Origin of the sequence: Streptococcus sp. 68 (genome assembly GCF_013277415.1) — a bacterium.
Taxonomy (GTDB): Bacteria; Bacillota; Bacilli; order Lactobacillales; family Streptococcaceae; genus Streptococcus.
The window spans coordinates 23227-44023 of sequence record NZ_VMMX01000017.1 but is presented as its reverse complement, the minus strand read 5'-3'; the positions used below and the strand labels follow the sequence as shown (position 1 = coordinate 44023).

Genomic DNA, 20797 nt, shown 5'->3' with positions numbered 1-20797 from the left:
TTACTGACTCTGTCAGTTCTATCCACAACCTCAAAACACTGTTTTGAGCAACCTGCGGCTAGCTTCCTAGTTTGCTCTTTGATTTTCATTGAGTATAAATCAAGCGACTTTATTCAAAAAGTGCTATAATAGAATTAGAAAATCGGAGGAAATATTATGAAGCTTATCAATACAACAAACTCACACTCGCAACTTGTAAAAAGCCAGCTAGAAAGTACCGATGCAACCCTTGTTGAGGTTTACTCAGCAGGGAATACAGATGTTATTTTTACCCAAGCTCCGCTTCACTATGAAATCCTCATCTCAAACAAACACCGTGCTATTCGTGAGCCTGAAATCGAAACCATTCAAGAATTTTTCTTGAAACGTAAAATTGATAAGGACTCTATTGATGAAGCCAATATCAAGACACTCTACTCAGAAAAATTAATTGGAATTTCAATCCCAATCAAGTAAGGAAATTGAGTAAAAACTCGACTTGAGCGAAAGTCCAATAAGTCTTTCCATAATAAAACGCATAGTAGCAAGAGTTTCTACACCTGCTATTATGCGTTTTTATCATTTTGAAATCTTTTGCTCACGATACTACTATAGAAAAAGATTTGATTCTGCTCCTCACACAATCAAATCTTTTTTTATTAAAAACGAATCGTTTCACGTGTTTTCTCATATGAGGTAACAAAGCGATTGGTTACACCAGGCTCTGCCACTTCCAATGCTTGAGAAATCTTGTCAAATGAAGCGTGATAATCAAATTCTTTTTCAAAAATATCTAAAGCTTCGTTAAATGCTTCTTGAATGCGTTCATCAAATGAGCGATAGCGGTTAGAATATTGCAAGAGTTGCTCTGTTAAGGTTGCATATTGTACAATATTATAAGTTTCCGTTTCTAAAGCTTCCATATCATTCGTTGCAATTTCAAGAACTCGGGTAACAGATTCAATGTTAATCATTTTCTGTTCTAACTCAACCATTAAATCCTCGGTATTATTGCTTGCCGTAAAGAATAACTTCAAGAAAGTTTGTGGAATACCTGGCAGATTGCGTTTTTCCATGTATCGCTTGATAGTATGGAGACGATTGACATAAACATTTGCCTTTTGACGTGCATTGATATCATCTTTCTCAATTTGTGTCAGGCGCTCACTAACTGAAATTTGCTCATCTTCAATATCTTTTAGTTGAGTTTGTAGATCCTCAAGATTTTCTTCAAGAACTGAATAAGCTTGGGTTGGTTCTTCTTGATTTGAAGTTACCTCAGCAATAGCTGCCTCAAAACTCTCTAATTCTGTCTGAATACGACGAACATGGCTTGCAGCTGTATCAGGAAGTAAATAGGTTTTACTCAAACGTGCAATATCTTCTCCCAATAAAGTATTATTCTCTTTCATATGTTGAAGGTAAGTTGGAAGAGTTGCAAGTAAATTTTCCACTACTTTCTGAGCAGCAATTTCTCGAGTAAAAATATCATACAAGGCATTGATTTCCTCTTGTGCCTGTCCATTCTCATATTCGGCATTATCCAATTCCAACTGACGAATATTCTCTTGGTTTTTCTTGAATGCTTCATAAAGCAAGTGGAAACGCGCTTCAATATCCGTTTCAACAAAATGATAATTAGCATCTAAGAGCTTACGATAACCATCTTCTAAATCTTCTAGTTGATCTGGTAGCTCTTTAGATAATGTTGTTACAATTGCTGGTATACGATCAACAATATGTGTCAAAGCCAAGATATGATTTTCAGCATTATCCAAAATCACAGCAGCTTCTACTGGGTCACCTGACGAATTTAAAGTTACAAACTGAGAAAACTCTGATTGGATATTTTCCAATTGTTTTTCAATTTCATCCAAGGCTTGACCATACTGTTCTGAATTTTCAGCAACTCTATGCTGAAGTTCCTCAAATAAATCCAAAGCATGAAGAACACGACCACTATTTTTAGATTCTTGCTTCTCTAAGTCTGCCAAAGCATTGCGAATTTCAGCAATATCTTCTTCAATCAAAGTAATTTGACTCTCAATTTGGTCAATTTGATGACTGGCCTTGAGAAAACGAAATGAATGGTTATAGCCTTCTGCTTCAAAGAGATTATTTTCAATATCGGCAAAAGAGTTGAGAGATAAATCGACCCATTTTTGATTCCATTCACGGAAAGCCACTTGACTTTGTCCAATCAAGTGCATATTTTTTACAGCTTCTACTTCATCATTTACTGGAAGATTGTATAGTTCTTCTTTTCTTTCTTCTAGCGCCTCTAATCTTCCCTCGTTTCGCTTACGTAGAAAGATTGCCACTACATAAGCCAGAACTAAAATGACTGCAATTGCAACCATTAAATAAATTAGTTGTCCATTAGACATATCAAACTCCTTTTTTTACTTGAAACAATCGTAATGATTATATCATATTTTTTAGACCAAGGGAACTACTTCTCCCGATTTTTTAGACATCAAGTGTACTATAAACGGCATTTTCCTCGATAAACTCACGACGAGGTTCTACTCGATCCCCCATCAACATATCAAAGATTTTATCTGCTTCTGCAGCATCATCCACAGAAACTCTAGCCATCAAGCGATGTTCGGGATCCATGGTTGTTTCCCACAACTGATGATCGTCCATTTCACCTAGCCCCTTATAACGCTGAATAGTTGGTTTGGCACGTCCTTCACTATGGCGAGCCAAGGCTTCTTGGAGTTTGATTTCTTGATCTGCACCTGGCTGGATGTATTCTTTAATCTCGCTTCCAACCTTGACACCATAGATTGGTGGTTGGGCGATATAAACATAACCAGCTTCTAGGATTGGTTTCATATAACGATAAATCAAGGTCAAAAGAAGGGTACGAATGTGGGCTCCATCGACATCGGCATCGGTCATCAAAACGAGTTTTTGGTAACGGGCTTTCGAAACATCAAATTCTGCGCCAAATCCTGTCCCCATTGCTGTGAAAAGACTACGAATTTCTTCGTTAGCTAGAATCTTATCCATACTTGCCTTTTCAACGTTCAAAATCTTACCGCGGATTGGAAGAATTGCCTGAAATTCACGGTTACGACCAGATTTTGCTGATCCACCAGCTGAATCTCCTTCGACGATGAAGAGTTCTGTTTCAGCAGGATTGTTAGAAGAACAGTCTGCTAGTTTTCCTGGAAGGTTGGAAATTTCCAAACCAGATTTTTTACGAGTGACTTCACGCGCACGCTTGGCAGCCACACGAGCCTTAGCAGCTAAAATCCCTTTTTCCACGATACGTTTGGCAATCTGTGGATTTTCCATGAGGAAATCAGAGAAAGCATCACTGAAGAGGCGATTGGTAATCTTGACCACTTCGCTATTCCCCAGTTTGGTCTTAGTTTGTCCTTCAAACTGTGGATTTGGGTGTTTAACTGAGATAACAGCAGTTAATCCTTCACGAACATCTTCCCCTGTTAGGTTGTCTTCATTATCTTTTAGTAACTTATTCTTACGTGCATAATCGTTGATAACACGTGTCAAGGCTGTACGGAAACCTTGTTCATGCGTTCCACCTTCATGGGTATGAATATTATTGGCGAAACTCATGACATTTTCATGGTAACCCGTTGTGTACTGCATGGCTACCTCAACTGTGATATCATCCATCTCACCATCTGTATAGATTGGTGTATCAAAGATAACATCCTTGTTCTCGTTGATATATTCAACGTAACTAGCAATCCCACCTTCATAATGATAGTGCTTGGTTTGTTCCAAACCTTGGCGCTTATCAGTGATAGAAATTTGAAGACCGCGATTTAGAAAGGCTAACTCTTGAATCCGTTTATTTAATTTATCAAAATCAAAGGTTGTTGTTTCAGCAAAGATTTCTGGGTCTGGTGTGAAGTGAACCGTTGTTCCAGTTCTATCTGTATCTCCGACTACCTCAAGGTCTGCGACAACATGACCACGACGGTATTCTTGGTAATGAATCTTACCGTTTTTGTGGACATGAACATCTAATTGAGTGGAAAGGGCGTTAACTACTGATGACCCTACTCCGTGAAGACCACCTGAGACCTTATAGCCGCCACCGCCGAATTTTCCTCCAGCATGAAGAACCGTAAAGACTGTCTCAACAGCAGGTCGGCCTGTTTTTTCCTGAATATCGACTGGGATACCACGCCCATCATCGACAACAGTAATCGAATCATCTGGCTCAATAAAGACTTGAATATGACTGGCAAATCCTGCCAGGGCCTCATCAATTGAGTTATCAACAATTTCCCAGACTAGATGGTGAAGACCTTCTTTTGAAGTTGACCCGATATACATCCCTGGACGCATCCGAACAGCCTCTAAGCCCTCTAAAACTTGAATTTGACTGGCATCATAATCCTGTGCCTGCAGATTTTTGATTTCTTCTGTCATCTTATTCCTTTTTCTTACATGTCTAATACTTGTCTTAAATTCACGATACTGGTAAACAAGTGGGTATCCAGTCCAGCAGCTTGCCCTGCTTCAATATCAATCGGTCGATCACCTATAACAAGACCTGAGCTAATCTGATATTTTTCTCTTAAATAAAGCATGGATTCGGGATTTGGCTTTCTCTTAAAACCTGAGCTAGAAGTCACTACTTTCGTAAAATAGGTTGCTATAGAAGTTTTTTCTAAAATTTCTAAGACCTGATTATTTCGATGAGAGACCAAAAAATGACGCCCACCTTGTTTTGAAATATCTTCCAATAAGTCAGAAACTCCTTCAAATAAAATCGGGTGTTCTAGCTCTCTGGCTTCATTTTCTTTATATTTTTCTAAAAAATGCTCTAAGTTGGGAGCGAATGTCTCAATCGCAAAATCAGTAGAAACCTTTAAAGCCTGATAAACACTGTCATGGTCTTGTGTGATGCCATACAGTGCCAATGTTTCAACAAATGCAGCTGTTGAAGTTTCATAATTATCCAGTAAAGTTCCACCTAAATCCCAGATATAATCGTGATATTTCATACCTTTCATTATAGCATTTTTTTATGAAAAAAGCGATGATTTCCCTGATTTTTCCACCTAAAAAACGAGAGAACAACTCCCGTTTTACTGATTTTTACCAAAGACATCTCGATAGAGCATTCCTGTTCGTAAACTCTCTGCGTCTCCTCCTAATTGCTCCACCAACTCATAGGCAAAGGCAAGGGCTGTAGAGGGACCTCGACTGGTTGTCAACTGACCATCTACAACTACTGTTTCCTTGACGTAGTGACCATCAAGGATTTGCTCTTGAACACCGTCATAACAAGTGTATTCCTTGTTTTTCAATAGCCCTGCTTGATTGAGGGCAATTGGCGCCGCACAAATGGCTGCTAATTTTTTTCCTTCTTGCTCGAAGTTTTGCAATTCTTGCATCAGCGCCTGATTGTCACGCAAATGTGCAGAACCAGGCATCCCTCCAGGAAGAATAATCATGTCATAGTCTGATAAATCTCCATCAAAGACACGATCTGCTCTTACTTGGATTGCATGCGAACCCGTTACTTGCTTTTCAAAACCAACCATATCACAAGTAATATTTGCTCGACGCAAGACATCCACAACTGTCAAAGCTTCAATTTCTTCAAAGCCCTGAGCCAACATAACTGCTACTTTTACCATGATTTTCTCCTTATTTGATTTGTTTTAATACAACCTTTTTCCGCTTGAATCGGACTTTTCCACTCTTTTCTTCAGCTAGATTAGTCTGGTAACTCATCGATAAAAGCAAGCCAACACCAATCAAATTACTGATAATAGCCGATCCTCCTTGCGAAATGAAAGGCAAGGGAATCCCAGTCAAAGGAAGTAGGCCAGTCACAGCACCGATATTCTCAAAGATGTGGAAGAGTAACATCATAATCAAACCTGTGGAAATATAGGTGTAGAACTGGTTATTTGATTTGAGAGTAATCTTCAACATACGATAAATGAGCATAAGATAGAGGGCAATAACCACGACAGAGCCAATAAAGCCAAAATCTTCTGCAATGACCGTGAAAATCATATCCGACTCTCGAACTGGGATAAGCAGATTAGAAGCATTAAAACCTTGACCAAATAAACCACCGCTCCCAATGGCAATCTGCCCTTGAGCCTGCTGGTAAGTCGTTGTTTGGGCAAACTCAAAGGGATTGAGCCAAGCCAAAATCCGATTGATTTGGTAGGTCGGCATTCCAATCTGGTGAAGAAAAGCTCGTCCGTCCTTGCTAATAAAGATGGCTAAGAAACCAGCAACTCCTGTTACAGCAGTCACAAATACTGGGATAATAATTTTCCAAGAAACCCCTGATAATAAAACGATTCCTGAGAAAATGGCTACAAAAACCAAAGCCGTCCCTAAGTCACTTTGAAGTGCTAAAAGAACTAGGACTGGAATAGTAAAGAGAATCATCCAAAAAATTAACAAAAAGTCCAGCGGAACCGTGCGTCTCCATTCCTTATGTTTTTTGGTAAACTGGACAATGACACGAGCCAACATGAGGATATAGGATATCTTCATAAATTCTGACGGCTGGAACAAGGTAACACCATTTACCGATACCCAGTTTTTGGCACCCGTTGATGCAACTAGGCTTGGATTATAAAAGACAATTGGCAAGACCATGAGTCCCAAGCCTAAAATATACAGAAAGGGGGTTACTTTCCAAAGAAATTCTGTATTAAAGAGCATGACCACAAAACCAATCACAAGCCCCAAGGCAATCCAGGCGACCTGCTGCCCTAAAATGGGCAGAATATTGTTTGGATAATCATGACTAACAGCTATATAGATAGCCACCACGCCAATAACCAGTAGAAAAAATACTGGCAATAGCAAACTATAATCGACTCTTGAGTCGAGAGAACGTTTCATATACACTAACCTTATACTTTCATACAATACTATTTATCAAAGTTCATTTAAAAATTTATCAACAGCTTCATCAACTTCGGATCGAGAGACGGTTTTAACAGTCGCTTCTTTTGCTAGAGAAGTCACTATTTGCTTGCCGTATCGTTTTCCGACGATTCTTCTATCCAGAATGAGGGTTAAGGAACGTTGGTGTTCACGTCTCATACTTCTTCCCAAAGCCTGTTTTAAACGAATAATGGCCATTGGCAATTGATAATCATAAAAGGCATTTTTCCCTTCTTGATTCAGTTCCTGATTAATCTTTTTCGTCAAGGGCTCTTGAGGATTTTGGAAAGGAAGTCTTGGTACAACTTGAATCACAAAAGGATGACTTGAAAAATCAACTCCCTCCCAGAAACTTGCTGCACCAAGCAGGATTTGTTGTTCACCTTTTTCAAAGCGTTTCTTAAGCTGATGAACATCCCCATTTTTATACTGGGCCAGATGGCTAACTGGAAGTAAATCCGATACTGCTAGAAGCATGTCTTTAGCGGTAAAGAGAACCAAAATCGGTTGCTGGAAAGCTTGAACATCCATCAGCAAATCAGCTACTTCTTGAGCATAAACTTCTAAGGAGGTTTCTGTTACTAGAGGAAAATCTTTGACCAAGACCACTTCTTGATCCTGTTTTTTACCAGCTTTAATCTTAACAAATTTAGCTTCGGGATAGCCTAAAAGGTCTACCAAAGAAACCCTCTGACTAATCTCAAGAGTAGCCGACACTCCCAAGACTTGACATGAATTAGGTACTAAAGAAGATAGGAGAATACGTCCTGATTTCGTAGAAGAAATTTGAATTTTCTTTTGACTCGTTTCAGTTGCTTCAAGCCAGTAATCTCGGTCAGCTGTAAAATAGCGGACCAGTTCCCCAAAGCCTTCTACCTCTAATTCTGAAAAATACTGGTGGAGATTGGCAAGAGAATCTAAGATATTTTTCTTAGATTTTCCAGACTGAAATTGTTCTATCAAGTAGAAGCACTCAAAGCGAATACTTTCTAGTATCCGTTGTTGAATCCTGTTTTCTTCTCCTACTAAAGCCTTATCAAGCAAATCGACAATAGACTGGATATCGTAGGTCTCTTGAAGCAGATTTTCTAAAGCCAACAAAATCTTTTGAACTTCATCAATAATCAATAAACGGTCACTGACAAATTCAGGATTATCTTCCAGTCTGGTTACAAGATAAGCATGATTGGTCACTAAAAGCTTACAGGACTTTGCCCTTTCTTGACTACGTTTCCAAAAATCTTCCGTCACAAATAAGCTCTGGGATGATAAATTCCCATCATGACGAAGATCTGTCAAAAAATGTTGATAACGGTAGAGTTGACCAATTTCATCCAAATCTCCTGTCTCTGTCTCAGTCAGCCAGACCAAGAGTTGCATTTTAAAGCGTCTAAATAAGCGATTTTCATCATTTTCCTGCAAGGAGCGATAAAAGGCATCCAGCTTCAGATAATTGTGTGGTCCCTTTAAACTATGAATATCTATATGGAACACTTCCTTGAGATGTTTACCTTCTTCTTCCATGATCTGATTTTGAAGAATCTTTGTCGGAACACTAAGAACAATTTGACGCTCTTTGGCTTGAGATAAAGCGGGTAAGAGATAGCCATAGGTTTTCCCAATCCCTGTCGGAGCTTGAATCAGAGAGACAGGCTCATCTTTCAATAGCAAGCCAACCTCTTTAGCAAAACTCTCTTGTCGTTCCCTCACTTCAAGATTCAACAGAGAAATATTTTTAGAAAAATCTTGGGATAGTTTTCGTGGCTCCAGGGGAGCTCCAGTTTTCTTGAAATACAGTCCTTGAACTTCGACCAAGTCTGGAGAACTAAGGATAGATTGGTTTCGAAAAATTTCTTCAATAACCAGGTAAGACTCGTATAAGAGAGCATCAGCCATTTCCAGCAAGCGTTCCAGGAGACCTTTAGGAAGCTGGGCCATCTTTTCCCGTAGAAATAAGAGTAATTCCGCAGTAGCTTGGGCATCTGAAAGGGCTGTGTGAGCATGTTTTAGAGGAATTCCTAATTCTCGACACAATATCGACAAGCTATATTTTTCCAGTTCAGGGAAAAAAACCTGAGCCAATTCGACCGTGTCAACACGAGGATTTCTTAGTTCATAGCCTTCAAAAAATAAATTTTCCGCCAAGAGATTGGCATCAAACTGAACATTGTGGGCTACAAAAATCCCATCCTCCACCAAGTCAAAGATTTTTCTAGCAACTTGCGAAAAATCAGGTGCTTGCGCCAGACGTTGGTCTGTCAATCCTGTCAGTTCTTTGATATGAGCATCTAAGGGTTCATGTGGATTGACATCCGTCGTATAGTGATCGACGATTTTTCCGTCCTCAATCACGACAATTCCCACTTGGATAATTTTAGCCTTACTACCTGTGCTAGTTGCCTCTAAATCCACCACAACATAGCGATTACCAATCGTTTTCATTATAAAAAATTATACCAAAAAAAGGGCCATTTGGCACCTGCAAACATGGGATAATTTTCAAACTCAAGAAGGTTATTTGTATTAAAATTCCCAGTAAACAGAGCATCCTAGCCTACTGATTTTTTTGAAAATGGTGAAGAAATACGAAAAATTGAGAGAAGAAATGTTTGCATCTTCCTTCTCTCAACGAATCATTTACTTTATTTAACCATGTCAGGATCGTAGTCATAAAATCCTGTATCAAGGAAACGGTTTTTAGGGTGTAACTTACGTACTTCCTCATCCAGCAAGAAAGCTTGGTCATGGCTAAAGTTGCCCTCTTGGATCAAGCTACGCGCTTGGATAAAGAGTTTTGCAATCTCAACAAAGTTCTGACCAGGTGTGTAGAGCCCTTCTAGTTTCCAGTGAGTGAAACCATGCTCTACCAATTCTGTCAATTTTGTCATCAAATCAAGGTCGTTATTGGCAAAGATATGGGTACCATGATTATCTTCAAAAATGGAATAGTGGCTCTCTGGGTCACTTGGCTCAGCCAAGAAGAGGTCACGCTTGCGCGTCTTTTCATCATCGATGTGCGTAAAGTTATAGTAATTTTGCAAGAGCGGACGTTTAGAATGATGGATAACGCTAGCTCCGTAAACCAAAACTTCAGCAGGAATTTCCAAAATCTCTGGCATTTTGAAAAGTTCAGCTGATGGAATTTCACGCGCCAAAACAGCCTCAGATGCGCCAGCCTTTTGTCCCCAGAAGTTAATCTGGCGACTACTTGTCACCATAGTCGAAGCATCATAGATGGTCTTAAAGGAATAACCATCGCGATTGACCACATAAAAGACACCTGCATCCCCAATCGTAATGTAGTCTGTCTTGATTTCTTCCAGGAAGTCCAGGAAAGGCTTGATACGATCCATCATATCTTGGTGCATGAGGGCATTGACTGCAACAATCAATTCCTTACCAGCATCATGAACCAGCTTAGCGATTTCACGCAATTGGTCATAACTAAAGGTTGTTGGCAGACGAAGGCCAAAATCTTTCTCACCGACATAGATACGGTCTACGCCAGCTTCGAGCAGTTGTGTAACTTGTTCAATACTTTCAGCAGTTGCTGTAATGATAATCTTTTCCATAAGAAAAATTATACCATATTTCTCCAAAATCAGCCATGCTTTGAAAATGAAAAGGGACTTTATTCTTTTTGTAACCTTTCTGTAATAATTCTCTGCTGAAAAAATGATAAAATAGGTATGTACTGTTAAGGAGAGAATCATGCCCGTAAGAAAATTACAATCCTATGAGGTAGACTATCAAGAAGAATTAAACCAGCAACTTCCTCATTATCAAGCTTATACACCTGAAGCACAAGCTGATAGCAATCTCAAAGAAATTTTATTTTTTGTCAATATCGCTGTTTTTTGTATCTGCATTGCCATCTTTAGTTTTATCTTTTTATCACTAAAATTAACAACTGTGCTCGCCTTACCTGCAGCAATAGTATCCAGCTTACTTGTTTTAAAAATCCAACGATCTATTATCAAACGAAAACTTAAAAAATAAACATATCGCCCCATCCGGAGCGATATGTTTATTTTTTCTTTTTAGATGGTGTGTGGATGGCAATCTTCACTTCAAAGATTGTTCCCTTGGGTTTATTATCTTTGACAGTAATGGTTCCTTTTAGCGCATCTACAATTTGCTTGGCCAGAGATAATCCTAAACCAAAGCCACCTTTTTGGCGCGTTCTAGCCTTATCAACTCGATAAAAGCGGTCAAAAATTTTCTTCTTATCTTCTGTCGAAATACCGACTCCATTATCAGAAACCAGTAAATACAGATTGCGATCGGTCGCTGAGATAAGAAAATCAATTTCACCATCCTCTTCAGTATACTTGACAGCATTATCAAATAGGATAGTCATCAGTTGTTTTAGTAAAAGTTGATCTGTGACAATCGTTCGATGAATCCGATTTTCAAAACGGAAGACACGGTCATTTTCCGAAGCAATCATCTCATAGTTTGTGAAAGTTGTATTAAAAAAGCTAGTTGGAACTTCTGCAAGCTCCGGCTTAATCCCATCATCTCTCCGAGCTAAGTTCAGCAAGTTTGTCGTCAAAAAACGCATATTTCTGACTTCTTCCAAACTCGATGCAATGCTTTCACTCACATCCATAATGGTAGCTTCTGGCTTACGAAAGAGGGTCTCTAAGCGATTTTGCAAAACTGCAAGTGGAGTTCGTAACTCATGACTGGCATTTTCCACAAAGGACTGTTGCTTCTGCATGCTCTCAAGCAGGGGCCTAACACTGACCCTAGCTAGATAGAGACTGGCAAGCAAAGACAAAATCCAGAAACTTGCCATCACAACCACAATTAATTGCTCATGCTTTTGACTGGCCTGCTCCAACTGACTGGTATTAATCAAGACAGCGGCATACTTGATATTAGTTGAAACCGAACTGATATTCGTTTCCATCAATATCATACGATAGATTTCTTCCTGCCCATAGCTATTAAAAACCTGAATCTGGTAGATATGTCCTAGTTCTTTTTTCTCTAACTTAATCTTATCCAAGCCCAAAAATCGATTTCCAGAAAGGAGCTGGGTAAAATTCTTATCAAAAAGAATAACCTCCGTATTGGAGCTGACATTGGGTTTTATCTCAGTCTTGCTAGTATCTGTAGCGGCATTTTCTAAATCTTTAATCTCTTCTGTTGCCCTATTTACTGCCAGCTGAATAACTGCCTGAGGATTTTCACTCAGTCCGTGGAGCTTATCATCTACTGAAGTATAAAGACTCGAATGCATGACCTGTAAAATAATCAGAGTCATTGTCGAGAAAATCAAGGTAAAGACACCAAAGTTGCGGATAAAATAACTAAAGTCATCCGCATACCATGTTTTTTTTAGTTTACTGAACATCTTTTAAAATATACCCAACACTTCGCAAGGTTTGCAAATTCTCTGCAAAAGTGGTTCCTTTTAATTTCTTACGGACTTTTGAAACATAGACTTCGACAACTGAAATCGTTGTATCACTATCAAATCCCCATAGACGATCAAAAATCTGAGTCTTAGGCAAAATAACATTTTGATTTTGAAGGAAATAAACCAATAAATCGAACTCTTTCCCCAGCAATTCGACAGTAGTATCTTCAACCTTAACTGTATTTGTTGATAAATTGATGAGAATATCTCCATAAGATAGCGTATTTTCATTAAACTTGCCTGAACGTTTGAGAAGGGCCTGAATCCGCATTTTGAGTTCTTCTAGGTAGAAAGGCTTGGTCAGATAATCATCCGCTCCCAGTTCAAATCCATGTCCCTTGTCATCCAAACTTTCCTTGGCAGTCATGATCAGAACTGGAGTTGTAATCCCCTTTTCACGCAATTCTTTCAAGACTTGGAAGCCATTTTTTTCTGGTAACATCAAATCGAGCAAAATCAAGTCATAAACACCACTTTCAGCTTCGTAGAGACCTTCTTCTCCATCAAATACCTGCATGACATCCGCAAAATCGTCTAAAAAGTCAAATACTGAATTTGACAGGCCTAGGTCATCCTCAACTAATAAGATTTTTATCATGAGAAACTCCTCCTTATTAAACCCATTATACCAAATTTGCCTTAAAAAAAACTCAACTCTCTGCATTTTATATGAGATAGCTGAGTTTTCTTTTATTTAGTCTTAATTATTTAGTTCCGTATTGAAGAACAACTGCTTCCACTGCAGCTTTTTCACGGTTAATCAAGTCAACACGCGCTGCAATTTCTTTGATTCCCATACCGATGTTACGGCTAAGAGCAAGGTCAGAAAGTTGCGGTTCAAAGAATTCCTTGTACTCTGCCAAACGTTGCTGAGTCTTAAATACATGAGCAGGAAGGATAACAAAGCTATCAAAGCTCATATCTCCTCCAAGGGCTGCCTTAATCCAAGCCCAGTTTTCACGCGCCCAAGACCAAGCTGTTTCCTGAGTTGCTTGATGAGCTAGGAATTGGTAATACCAAGCAGACAAGTCTTGTGGTTTCACCACAAATTTGTCCTTCCAAGAAGCAATCAAGGTTTGGATATTGTTCGCATCTGTACTGTAAGCAAGAGCAGCTGCCAACTGACGTTTAAAGACAGCATCTGTTGCGTGAGTATAAGTATCAAGATAAAGTGCTAACAAGTCTTTAGTCTCATGATGTTTCATCTCATTGATCAGAACTTGTGAGCGAATAGCTGCTGGAAGTCCTGCAAGATTCTCCTTGTGAGCCGCGAAGATTTGGCTAGCGACTTGACTAGCTTCTGCATCATTTGAGCGAATCATCATAGAAACAGCCAACTGACGAACCAATTCATCCTCATCTGATTCTCCGTCTTTAGCTTCAAAACCAAGACGGTCATAGTTATGACGAGCCAATTTAGCAACCAAGGCTTTGAAGGCTCTTTCAGCTTCTGTTCCTTCATCGATAAAGCGCTCAAGAGCAGAAATTACTTGAGAAACAGCTGAAACGACAAGGTAAGATTCTTCCTTAGCAAGTTTATCAAGGACAGGTAGCAAGTCTGCATAAGAAATGTGCCCTGCTTCAGCAAGCAGACGACGTTCTTGGACGATTTGCAGTTTGCTTGTGTTATCAAGCTCAACTAGGTCAGCAAGAACTGCATCTAGCAAGTCTCCTTGATAGTCGGTAATGTAGTGGGCTGTATTTTCAGTGTTGAGACGAAGTGCTGTTTTGTTTTCAGCAAGAAGAGCTGTGTAGCCTGGAATTTCGATGCTTTCAGTTTCGAGTGTATCAGGCAAGCCTTTCCAGTTACTATTGAGTGGCACAACCCAGAGACGATTCTTATCTTCGTGCTCACCGATGAAGAATTGTTTTTGTGAAATCTTCAAGACATCATTTTCAACTTTGACAGTAAGAACTGGATAACCAGGCTGTTCCAACCAAGAATCCATGAAGGCTGCGACATCACGTCCAGACGCTTGACCAAGAGCATCCCAAAGGTCACGACCAATTGTATTGCTGTACTGATGTTTTTCAAAGTAGGCATGCAAACCTTTGGCAAAATCGGCATCACCTAGCCAACGACGAAGCATGTGCATGAGGCGACTTCCTTTGGCATAGACGATAGCTCCGTCAAAGAGCGTATTGATTTCATCTGGATGTTTAACTTCGACGTGAACAGACTGAACGCCATCAGTCGCATCACGTTTCAAGGCAGACGGAACACCACCTGTTTGGAAATCTTCAAAGATATTCCAGCTTGGTTCAATAGCATCCACACAGACGTATTCCATCATATTAGCAAAGCTTTCATTGAGCCAAAGGTCATCCCACCATTTCATAGTAACAAGGTTACCAAACCATTGGTGAGCCAATTCATGGGCTACAACAAGGGCAACTTGTTGACGGCTGGCAAAGGTAGAGTTCTCATCCACAACCAAGTAAACTTCACGGTAGGTCACCAGACCCCAGTTTTCCATAGCTCCAGCTGAGAAGTCAGGAAGGGCGATGTGGAGAGATTGAGGGATTGGGTACTTAACTCCATAGTAATCTTCGTAAAACTCGATTGAGCGAACAGCGATATCCAGTGAGAAATCAAGGTTAGATAGTGGGTGGGCTTTGGTTGAGTAGACACCTACAAGGGTACCGTTTTTAGTTTTAGCCGTCACACCTTGCAAATCACCCGCAACAAAGGCTAACAAGTAAGAAGACATGCGAGGTGTTGTCTCAAACTTCCAGATACCTGTTTCCTTACGATTTTCAACATCGATTTCTGGCATATTAGACAAGGCCAATTCATCTTCTGCTTGGTCGAAACGTAGAGAAAGATCAAAAGTTGCTTTAGCTTCTGGCTCATCCACACATGGGAAGGCTTCACGCGCAAAATGGCTCTCAAATTGAGTAGACAAGACTTCCTTCTTAACTCCATCAACTGTGTAATAAGAAGGGTAAATCCCTGTCATGTTGTCTGTAATTTTTCCTGAGAAAGAGATAACCACTTCAACTTGACCTGCTTCTGCAAGTTCAAAATGAAGGGCTTCATTATCATGGTCAACTGTAAATGGACGAGCTTGACCTGCAACTTCTACAGAAGCGATTTCCAAGTCTTTTTGGTGGAGGGAAATACGGTCACTCTGTGCTTGACCAGTGATGGTCACCTTCCCTGAAAACGTCTTGGTCTCACGACTCAAGTCTAAAAATAAATCATAGTGTTCAGGAACAAATTGCTTAATAAAATGTTCAACTGCTTGCATAGTTTTCTCCTATTCTAAGTTTAAGAGCTAGAGCTCTTCTTCAAACAAACTTATTATATCATGTTTTGTCTAAGAAAAAAGGATTGGACAGCGATTTCTAAAACTTTCTTCCGTCTAACAGTCTACAGGGGGTAGACCTTGCGAAATTCTTCTAAAACAACCTTGCTGTCAGGTGTAAAAGTCTGTCCTGCCTCCCTCAGCCACTCGGCGAAACAATCCTCATGAACCTGACGCCAATAGGCTAAAGATTTGTCACCTTCCCCTTCTTTAAAGGCATGATCAGCAGAAACTTGATTGAAGGGTTCAACAGAAACCTTTGTAATTTCGACAATACAGACAGCTTGATCTTGGCTATTTAAAATGACATCGAAGGTCCCTTCTTGCGGAAGGGGTTCATCTTCTAGTGCGTAGAGGTCGTAGGCTGAAGCTGTTGCTGTCTTTTCTCCTTTTAAAACCAAATCTGCCAAGAGATCGGCTTCCACTCCAAAAGCCCAAGCATCGATTTCATCTCCGATAGAAGGATTGATTTGTTTGTATTTATTCCACATTTCTTGCGGTGTCATGGGTTTCTCCTTTGTAATTTTTTACTTTCTTCTTTTACACGTTTGAGGTGGTCTGGATGGTCAATTTCTAAATCAAAAATCTCCGGAATAGAGCTGTAATGGAGAATGCATTCGATATCCATCTGATTTATTTTTTGTATGAAAGAAGTATTCAGATAGCCTGCTACAGCAAAATCAATCTTTTTCATCCTTACTTTATCCTGCATATCTCTTAGCATATCTAACATTATTGGACTTTCCATATCATGCCATTGACTGTTTCTCACGGTCGCAAAAACAAAAGAAGTCAAATCATTCATTCCAACTACAATCTTTGAAATGCCCGTTTCCAGTATCCTATCCAAGTCAAAATACGCTGACGGTAATTCAATCATCGTTCCGACTTTCCCAGTAAAACCATGCTGATGTAATACTCTAATAGCTTGCTTTAATTGATCGGCATCATTGACAAAAGGAAAAATAACAGACAGATTGGGATTGGTTTGATAAACTTCTGTAACGACATTTGCCTCAGCCTGAAATTCATCCGAACACGCTAGTAAACGTCTAGTTCCTCTATAACCAAACAAAGGATGACGTTCATCAAAATACTCTTTAGTTCCCTCTAAACAATTGGCTTCTGTATTCGTTAATTCTGAAAAACGATACCAGACCTCTTCATCCGAGTACAAGGAACAAATAGTGTCTAGATAATCTTTTACAAATTGCTGACAACTTGATAACAGGATGTTTTGATTGAGCTCTCTCAATAAATATTCCCCACGAATCATGCCAACATGATGAAATAGTTGTGGGTAAACTTTTTCATCAAGTTTTTCGCCACTAAGAGCAAGTTGATTTTTCATCATTCACCTTCCAATTCATGTAAGAAGTATTGCCCAGTTCTGGAAATCCTAATAACTCTGCTTTGACCTTCAAGACTAATAGCGATGCATTTCTTCTGTAATCTCTTGAATATCCATCCAAACATATCCCAGTGAATCATTCGCACCATCAGATACAGCTTCCGAAATCGTAACTTGAGGTGCACTCTCATTCATTTCAACATCATACAAGGCCATGATATGGTGAACCATAAAATTTTTTAACTCTTCCCTGACGAAAACATCGTAGATTCGAGGATTAGAGTAGCTTCTAACAGTAAATCCCGTCTCTTCCATAACTTCTCTAGTCAGCGTTTCCGTCAGTCCTTCACCAAGTTGCTGACTGCCTCCAGGTAGATCATACCGATGTTGATAAGGGCCTCTCGTTTTTTCAATGCAGAGTAACTTCCTATTTTCAAAGCAAACAGCGTAGACTCCAAAGTGTCTTTTGATTTCCATCAGATCCTCCTACTTCAAAGACCAGCCACCATCTATTGTCAAAATTTGTCCCTGCATGGCAGATGCCTTTCCACTGGCCAAAAAGAGACTGACTTCTGCCACTTCCTCTGGTTCTATCCAACGTTTGATGGGTGTTTCACTAGCCACCCAGTCAGCCAATCCACCTGGCTCAAAATCTGCAGCGGTCATAGCTGTCTTGACTGCTCCTGGAGCAAGCCCAAATACCTGAATCCCAGCTTCTGCATAGTCTAGAGCCAACTGCTTGGTAAAGCCTGCCAAGGCGTGCTTCGAAGAAGTATAGGCGTGTCCACCGCCACCTGCTAGGCTAGAAGCGATGGAGCACATATTGATGATGATTCCCTTTTTATTTTCCAACATTTGTGTCAAATAAAATCGAGTCAACTCTACTGGAGTCACGTAGTTAATTTCAAAAATTTCTTGAATTTCCTGCGCTGTCTGTTCCAACAGTGGTTTATAATCATCCAAAACTCCAGCAGTATTGCACAAAATATCCACCTGTGGACACCAGTCAAAAATAGGCTCCAAGCCCAAGGTCAAATCTCTCTGTAAAAAGTGGAAATCACCCTGTAAGAGTGGATATTCACCTTGGTCAACTCCATAAACTTGATAGCCCTTCTCTAAAAAGAGGCTAGCTTGAGCCAGACCAATTCCTGAACTAACGCCTGTAATGAGTACACATTTAGTCATGCACTTCTACCCAATCCGTCGCCAAAACATCACAAGGTGTCGGACTCCACATGGAAAAACCTTCTCCTTCTCCAGACACGTTGATTAGGAAATAGGGCGTCACTTCAAGTGCAATCCCGTTTTGTTCAATAGTATCAAAGAGTTGGACATAGTTTTCAGCGCCTCCCCAACCAGTTCGTACATATTTTTTCTTAGCCTTTAACCCAGGCAGCATTTCTTCAAATGTCATATTTTTCTCCTTTGATTCTACATTCTTCATTTAATTATAACAAAAAAACCGCTTTACAACGGCTTTTTGACCGTGATTTATTTACATCTGCTTCTACTTATGGCAAATTATTCCCTGCTGCAAGATAAATTTCATACCATTCTTTTCTTGTTAAATTAAAGTTTGTCGCTTGGCTAGCTTCTATCAAATGCTTAGGATTTGTTGTACCTACGACTGCCTGCATTTTGGCTGGGTAGCGTAATATCCAAGAAATAGCAATAGTTGAAGAAGTTACTCCATATTTAATAGCTAAACGCTCAAGTACTTGATTTAAAGCTTGAAATTTCTCATTGCCAACAAAATTCCCTCTAAAATACCCGAATTGTAAGACAGACCATGCTTGAATGACCACATCGTGTAATTTGCAATATTCAAAAATGCTGCCATCTCGCATAGCTGCTTGACTATCTTCCATATTAACATGAAAACCTGATTCGAATCCTGGAGTAAAAGCCGCACTCAATTGTAGCTGATTAACAGTTAGCGGCTGCTTGACATCTTTTTTAAGCAACTTCATCATCATAGGATTTTGATTAGAAACTCCAAAATTTCGAACCTTACCTTGTTTATAAAGGAGATCAAAGGCTTCTGCTACTTGGTCAGATTCCATCAAAGCATCTGGTCGATGAAGAAGCAAGCTATCTAGATGATCAATCTTCAATCTTTGCAAAATACCGTCTACTGATTTTATAATATAGTCCTTAGAAAAATCAAAATAGGTAAATTCTTCAATGCGAATGCCACATTTTGACTGAATCCACATCTCTTCTCTTAAATCTGGACGATTTTTTAGGACAAGACCTAACAGTTCTTCACAACGACCACGACCATATATATCAGCCAAGTCGAAAGCATTGATTCCAACAGAAAGTGCTGTTTCTACAAGCTCTTCAACTTCTTTTACAGACTTATCTTCTATTCTCATCATTCCGAGAACAATTTCTGATAATTCTTTATCATCTTGACCAAGAGTTATGTATCTCATCAAATTTTTCTCCTTAAATTTCTAACATTCTTCTCTTCATTATAACAAAAAACCGCTTTGTAACGGCTTTTTGACTATATTTCACTCCATTTTATCTTCTTAAACCCACGGAACAAGACAAAGATTCCAATAAAGAGAACTGCTAAAGGAATAATCTTTGTGAGGAAAACATTTGAAATGCCCATCCACGCATAATAACGGAGCAGAGAGCCTACAATAAGATGGGCAACAATCATACTGACAAAGGGACGAAAGACCGCTTCTTTCCAATTCCAAATACTGATGACTAGAGAAAGCGTAAAGACAAGGAAACTATACCAGGGAGCAGGAAGATAAAAGGCTCCTTCTTGTATGAAACTTCCTATTCCTACATATCCTAGAACAACTAGCAGAACTATAGTCCCAACGACAACATAAGTGCCAATTTTCATCTTAGGATAATCTTGGACTAGCCCCCAACGTAAGATTGTGGCCACAAGTCCAAAACCAATCAGAAAAAGAAGAAGTTGCCCTAAAAATGTGAGCAAATTGACTGTTAAGAGAGGACCTTTAGAAAAATCACTTAGTAGTTGATAATAACGTAATACCGCTAGGACAAGAATTGGCGTCAAAAGGGACTCCTTGATAGAACTACGTGGCGCTTCCTTGAGCATCTCTTTCATTAATTTTTTAGGATCCTTACCTAGATAATCCTCTGCACTCATGCCATCTCGTTCTGCTTCTGAGAAATCTAACATCATCAAATAAATCTGCTCTCTGAGATAGTCCTCATCATAGAGAAATCCAGCAAGATTAAAACTATCCCACAGTTCCTCAAAATACTGCTGATTCTCCTCAGAAAACTCATGCAGCAAAGCGCTTGTTTCTTCGTAATACTTCATTTTCTTCATGGTTTAACCCCCATTCTTAATTCCTTCTACTTTTTGACTCAAATCGTCCCATTGTTGCCAAAAGACCGAGACACGCTCTTCTCCTTCTTTAGTTAATGAAAAATACTTTCGATCTGGACCATCTGGCGACGGGCGCATGTCGCCTCTTATCCATTGATTTTTTTCTAACTTTTGCAACAAAGGATAAATAGTTCCTGGAACGATAGTGTCAAATCCAGCCTCTCGCAAAGTCTGAACTAACTCATAACCATACCGCTCTTTTTGACCAATCATATCCAAGACACAACCTTCAAGAACACCTTTTAATAGTTGAGTTTCTTTCATCCCTTCTCCCTTCTAATCTATTTTGTAATACCTACTAGTAGCTTCACCTATAGTATACTACTTCTACACTAGTTTGTAAAGCATAATAGTTAATACTCTTCGAAAATCTCTTCAAACAACGTCAGCGTCGCCTTACCGTATGTATGGGTACTGACTTCGTCAGTTCT

General features: G+C 39.5%; 19 protein-coding genes and 1 pseudogene. 2 read left to right on the top strand and 18 right to left on the bottom strand.

What is annotated here, in order from left to right; genetic code table 11:
* Positions 1 to 156: 156 nt before the first annotated feature.
* Positions 157 to 456, top strand: a complete 300-nt coding sequence (locus HT720_RS09585; RefSeq protein ID WP_000767194.1) for a DUF1827 family protein — start codon at positions 157 to 159, stop codon at positions 454 to 456.
* 182 nt (positions 457 to 638) lie between these two features.
* Here HT720_RS09585 and ezrA read toward each other — a convergent pair whose 3' ends face one another.
* The 7 genes from ezrA to HT720_RS09550 form a co-directional block, all read right to left on the bottom strand.
* The gene (gene ezrA / locus HT720_RS09580; RefSeq protein ID WP_173276002.1) at positions 639 to 2366 is read right to left on the bottom strand and encodes a septation ring formation regulator EzrA; all 1728 of its coding nucleotides are present in this window, start codon (positions 2364 to 2366) and stop codon (positions 639 to 641) included.
* Between the two features lie 82 nt (positions 2367 to 2448).
* Entirely contained in the window at positions 2449 to 4395 is a 1947-nt protein-coding gene (gene gyrB, locus HT720_RS09575; RefSeq protein WP_173275997.1) for a DNA topoisomerase (ATP-hydrolyzing) subunit B, read from the bottom strand.
* A 14-nt stretch (positions 4396 to 4409) separates the two neighbouring features.
* Positions 4410 to 4973 (bottom strand): HAD family hydrolase, encoded by a 564-nt coding sequence (locus HT720_RS09570; RefSeq protein WP_164226789.1) that lies wholly within the window; start codon positions 4971 to 4973, stop codon positions 4410 to 4412.
* Between the two features lie 84 nt (positions 4974 to 5057).
* On the bottom strand, positions 5058 to 5612 hold the full coding sequence (locus tag HT720_RS09565) for a DJ-1 family glyoxalase III (RefSeq protein ID WP_049511739.1): 555 nt from the start codon (positions 5610 to 5612) through the stop codon (positions 5058 to 5060).
* Between the two features lie 10 nt (positions 5613 to 5622).
* Complete coding sequence (locus HT720_RS09560; RefSeq protein WP_049511740.1) at positions 5623 to 6846, bottom strand: FtsW/RodA/SpoVE family cell cycle protein; 1224 nt, start codon at positions 6844 to 6846, stop codon at positions 5623 to 5625.
* 36 nt (positions 6847 to 6882) lie between these two features.
* Positions 6883 to 9333 carry a bifunctional DnaQ family exonuclease/ATP-dependent helicase gene (locus tag HT720_RS09555; protein WP_049511741.1) on the bottom strand — a complete coding sequence of 817 codons (2451 nt, stop codon included), beginning with the start codon at positions 9331 to 9333 and terminating at the stop codon, positions 6883 to 6885.
* A 200-nt stretch (positions 9334 to 9533) separates the two neighbouring features.
* Complete coding sequence (locus tag HT720_RS09550) at positions 9534 to 10463, bottom strand: peptidase U32 family protein (RefSeq protein WP_173275994.1); 930 nt, start codon at positions 10461 to 10463, stop codon at positions 9534 to 9536.
* 139 nt (positions 10464 to 10602) lie between these two features.
* On the opposite strand from HT720_RS09550, the gene HT720_RS09545 reads away from it, so the two are divergent.
* On the top strand, positions 10603 to 10890 hold the full coding sequence (locus HT720_RS09545) for a DUF3270 domain-containing protein (RefSeq protein ID WP_050272742.1): 288 nt from the start codon (positions 10603 to 10605) through the stop codon (positions 10888 to 10890).
* Positions 10891 to 10918: 28 nt separating this feature from the next.
* On the opposite strand, the gene ciaH is transcribed toward HT720_RS09545, so the two are convergent.
* The 11 genes and pseudogenes from ciaH to HT720_RS09490 all read right to left on the bottom strand — a co-directional run bounded on the left by ciaH (position 10919) and on the right by HT720_RS09490 (position 20630).
* Complete coding sequence (ciaH, locus tag HT720_RS09540) at positions 10919 to 12253, bottom strand: two-component system sensor histidine kinase CiaH (RefSeq protein ID WP_173275991.1); 1335 nt, start codon at positions 12251 to 12253, stop codon at positions 10919 to 10921.
* A complete protein-coding gene (gene ciaR, locus HT720_RS09535) occupies positions 12243 to 12917 on the bottom strand; it encodes a two-component system response regulator CiaR (RefSeq protein ID WP_000590628.1) in 675 nt (224 codons plus the stop codon). The genes ciaH and ciaR overlap by 11 nt, the downstream gene beginning before the upstream one ends.
* Positions 12918 to 13023: 106 nt before the next feature.
* Positions 13024 to 15570: a M1 family metallopeptidase gene (locus tag HT720_RS09530; protein ID WP_173275988.1), complete on the bottom strand. Its 2547-nt coding sequence runs from the start codon at positions 15568 to 15570 to the stop codon at positions 13024 to 13026.
* A 122-nt stretch (positions 15571 to 15692) separates the two neighbouring features.
* Positions 15693 to 16133: an ASCH domain-containing protein gene (locus HT720_RS09525; protein ID WP_173213704.1), complete on the bottom strand. Its 441-nt coding sequence runs from the start codon at positions 16131 to 16133 to the stop codon at positions 15693 to 15695.
* Positions 16130 to 16978, bottom strand: a complete 849-nt coding sequence (locus HT720_RS09520; RefSeq protein ID WP_173213900.1) for a putative PEP-binding protein — start codon at positions 16976 to 16978, stop codon at positions 16130 to 16132. Before HT720_RS09520 ends, HT720_RS09525 begins: the two co-directional genes overlap by 4 nt.
* Positions 16956 to 17455, bottom strand: a pseudogene (locus tag HT720_RS09515) (NUDIX hydrolase). The gene HT720_RS09520 and the pseudogene HT720_RS09515 overlap by 23 nt, the downstream one beginning before the upstream one ends.
* A gap of 9 nt (positions 17456 to 17464) precedes the next feature.
* A complete protein-coding gene (locus HT720_RS09510; protein ID WP_173213706.1) occupies positions 17465 to 18163 on the bottom strand; it encodes a 3-oxoacyl-ACP reductase in 699 nt (232 codons plus the stop codon).
* On the bottom strand, positions 18156 to 18392 hold the full coding sequence (locus tag HT720_RS09505) for a DUF2829 domain-containing protein (RefSeq protein ID WP_000142161.1): 237 nt from the start codon (positions 18390 to 18392) through the stop codon (positions 18156 to 18158). Before HT720_RS09505 ends, HT720_RS09510 begins: the two co-directional genes overlap by 8 nt.
* A gap of 97 nt (positions 18393 to 18489) precedes the next feature.
* On the bottom strand, positions 18490 to 19416 hold the full coding sequence (locus HT720_RS09500; protein WP_173213712.1) for an aldo/keto reductase: 927 nt from the start codon (positions 19414 to 19416) through the stop codon (positions 18490 to 18492).
* A gap of 74 nt (positions 19417 to 19490) precedes the next feature.
* The gene (locus HT720_RS09495; RefSeq protein WP_173213714.1) at positions 19491 to 20306 is read right to left on the bottom strand and encodes a hypothetical protein; all 816 of its coding nucleotides are present in this window, start codon (positions 20304 to 20306) and stop codon (positions 19491 to 19493) included.
* 3 nt (positions 20307 to 20309) lie between these two features.
* A complete protein-coding gene (locus HT720_RS09490; RefSeq protein ID WP_000665422.1) occupies positions 20310 to 20630 on the bottom strand; it encodes a PadR family transcriptional regulator in 321 nt (106 codons plus the stop codon).
* Positions 20631 to 20797 lie beyond the last annotated feature (167 nt).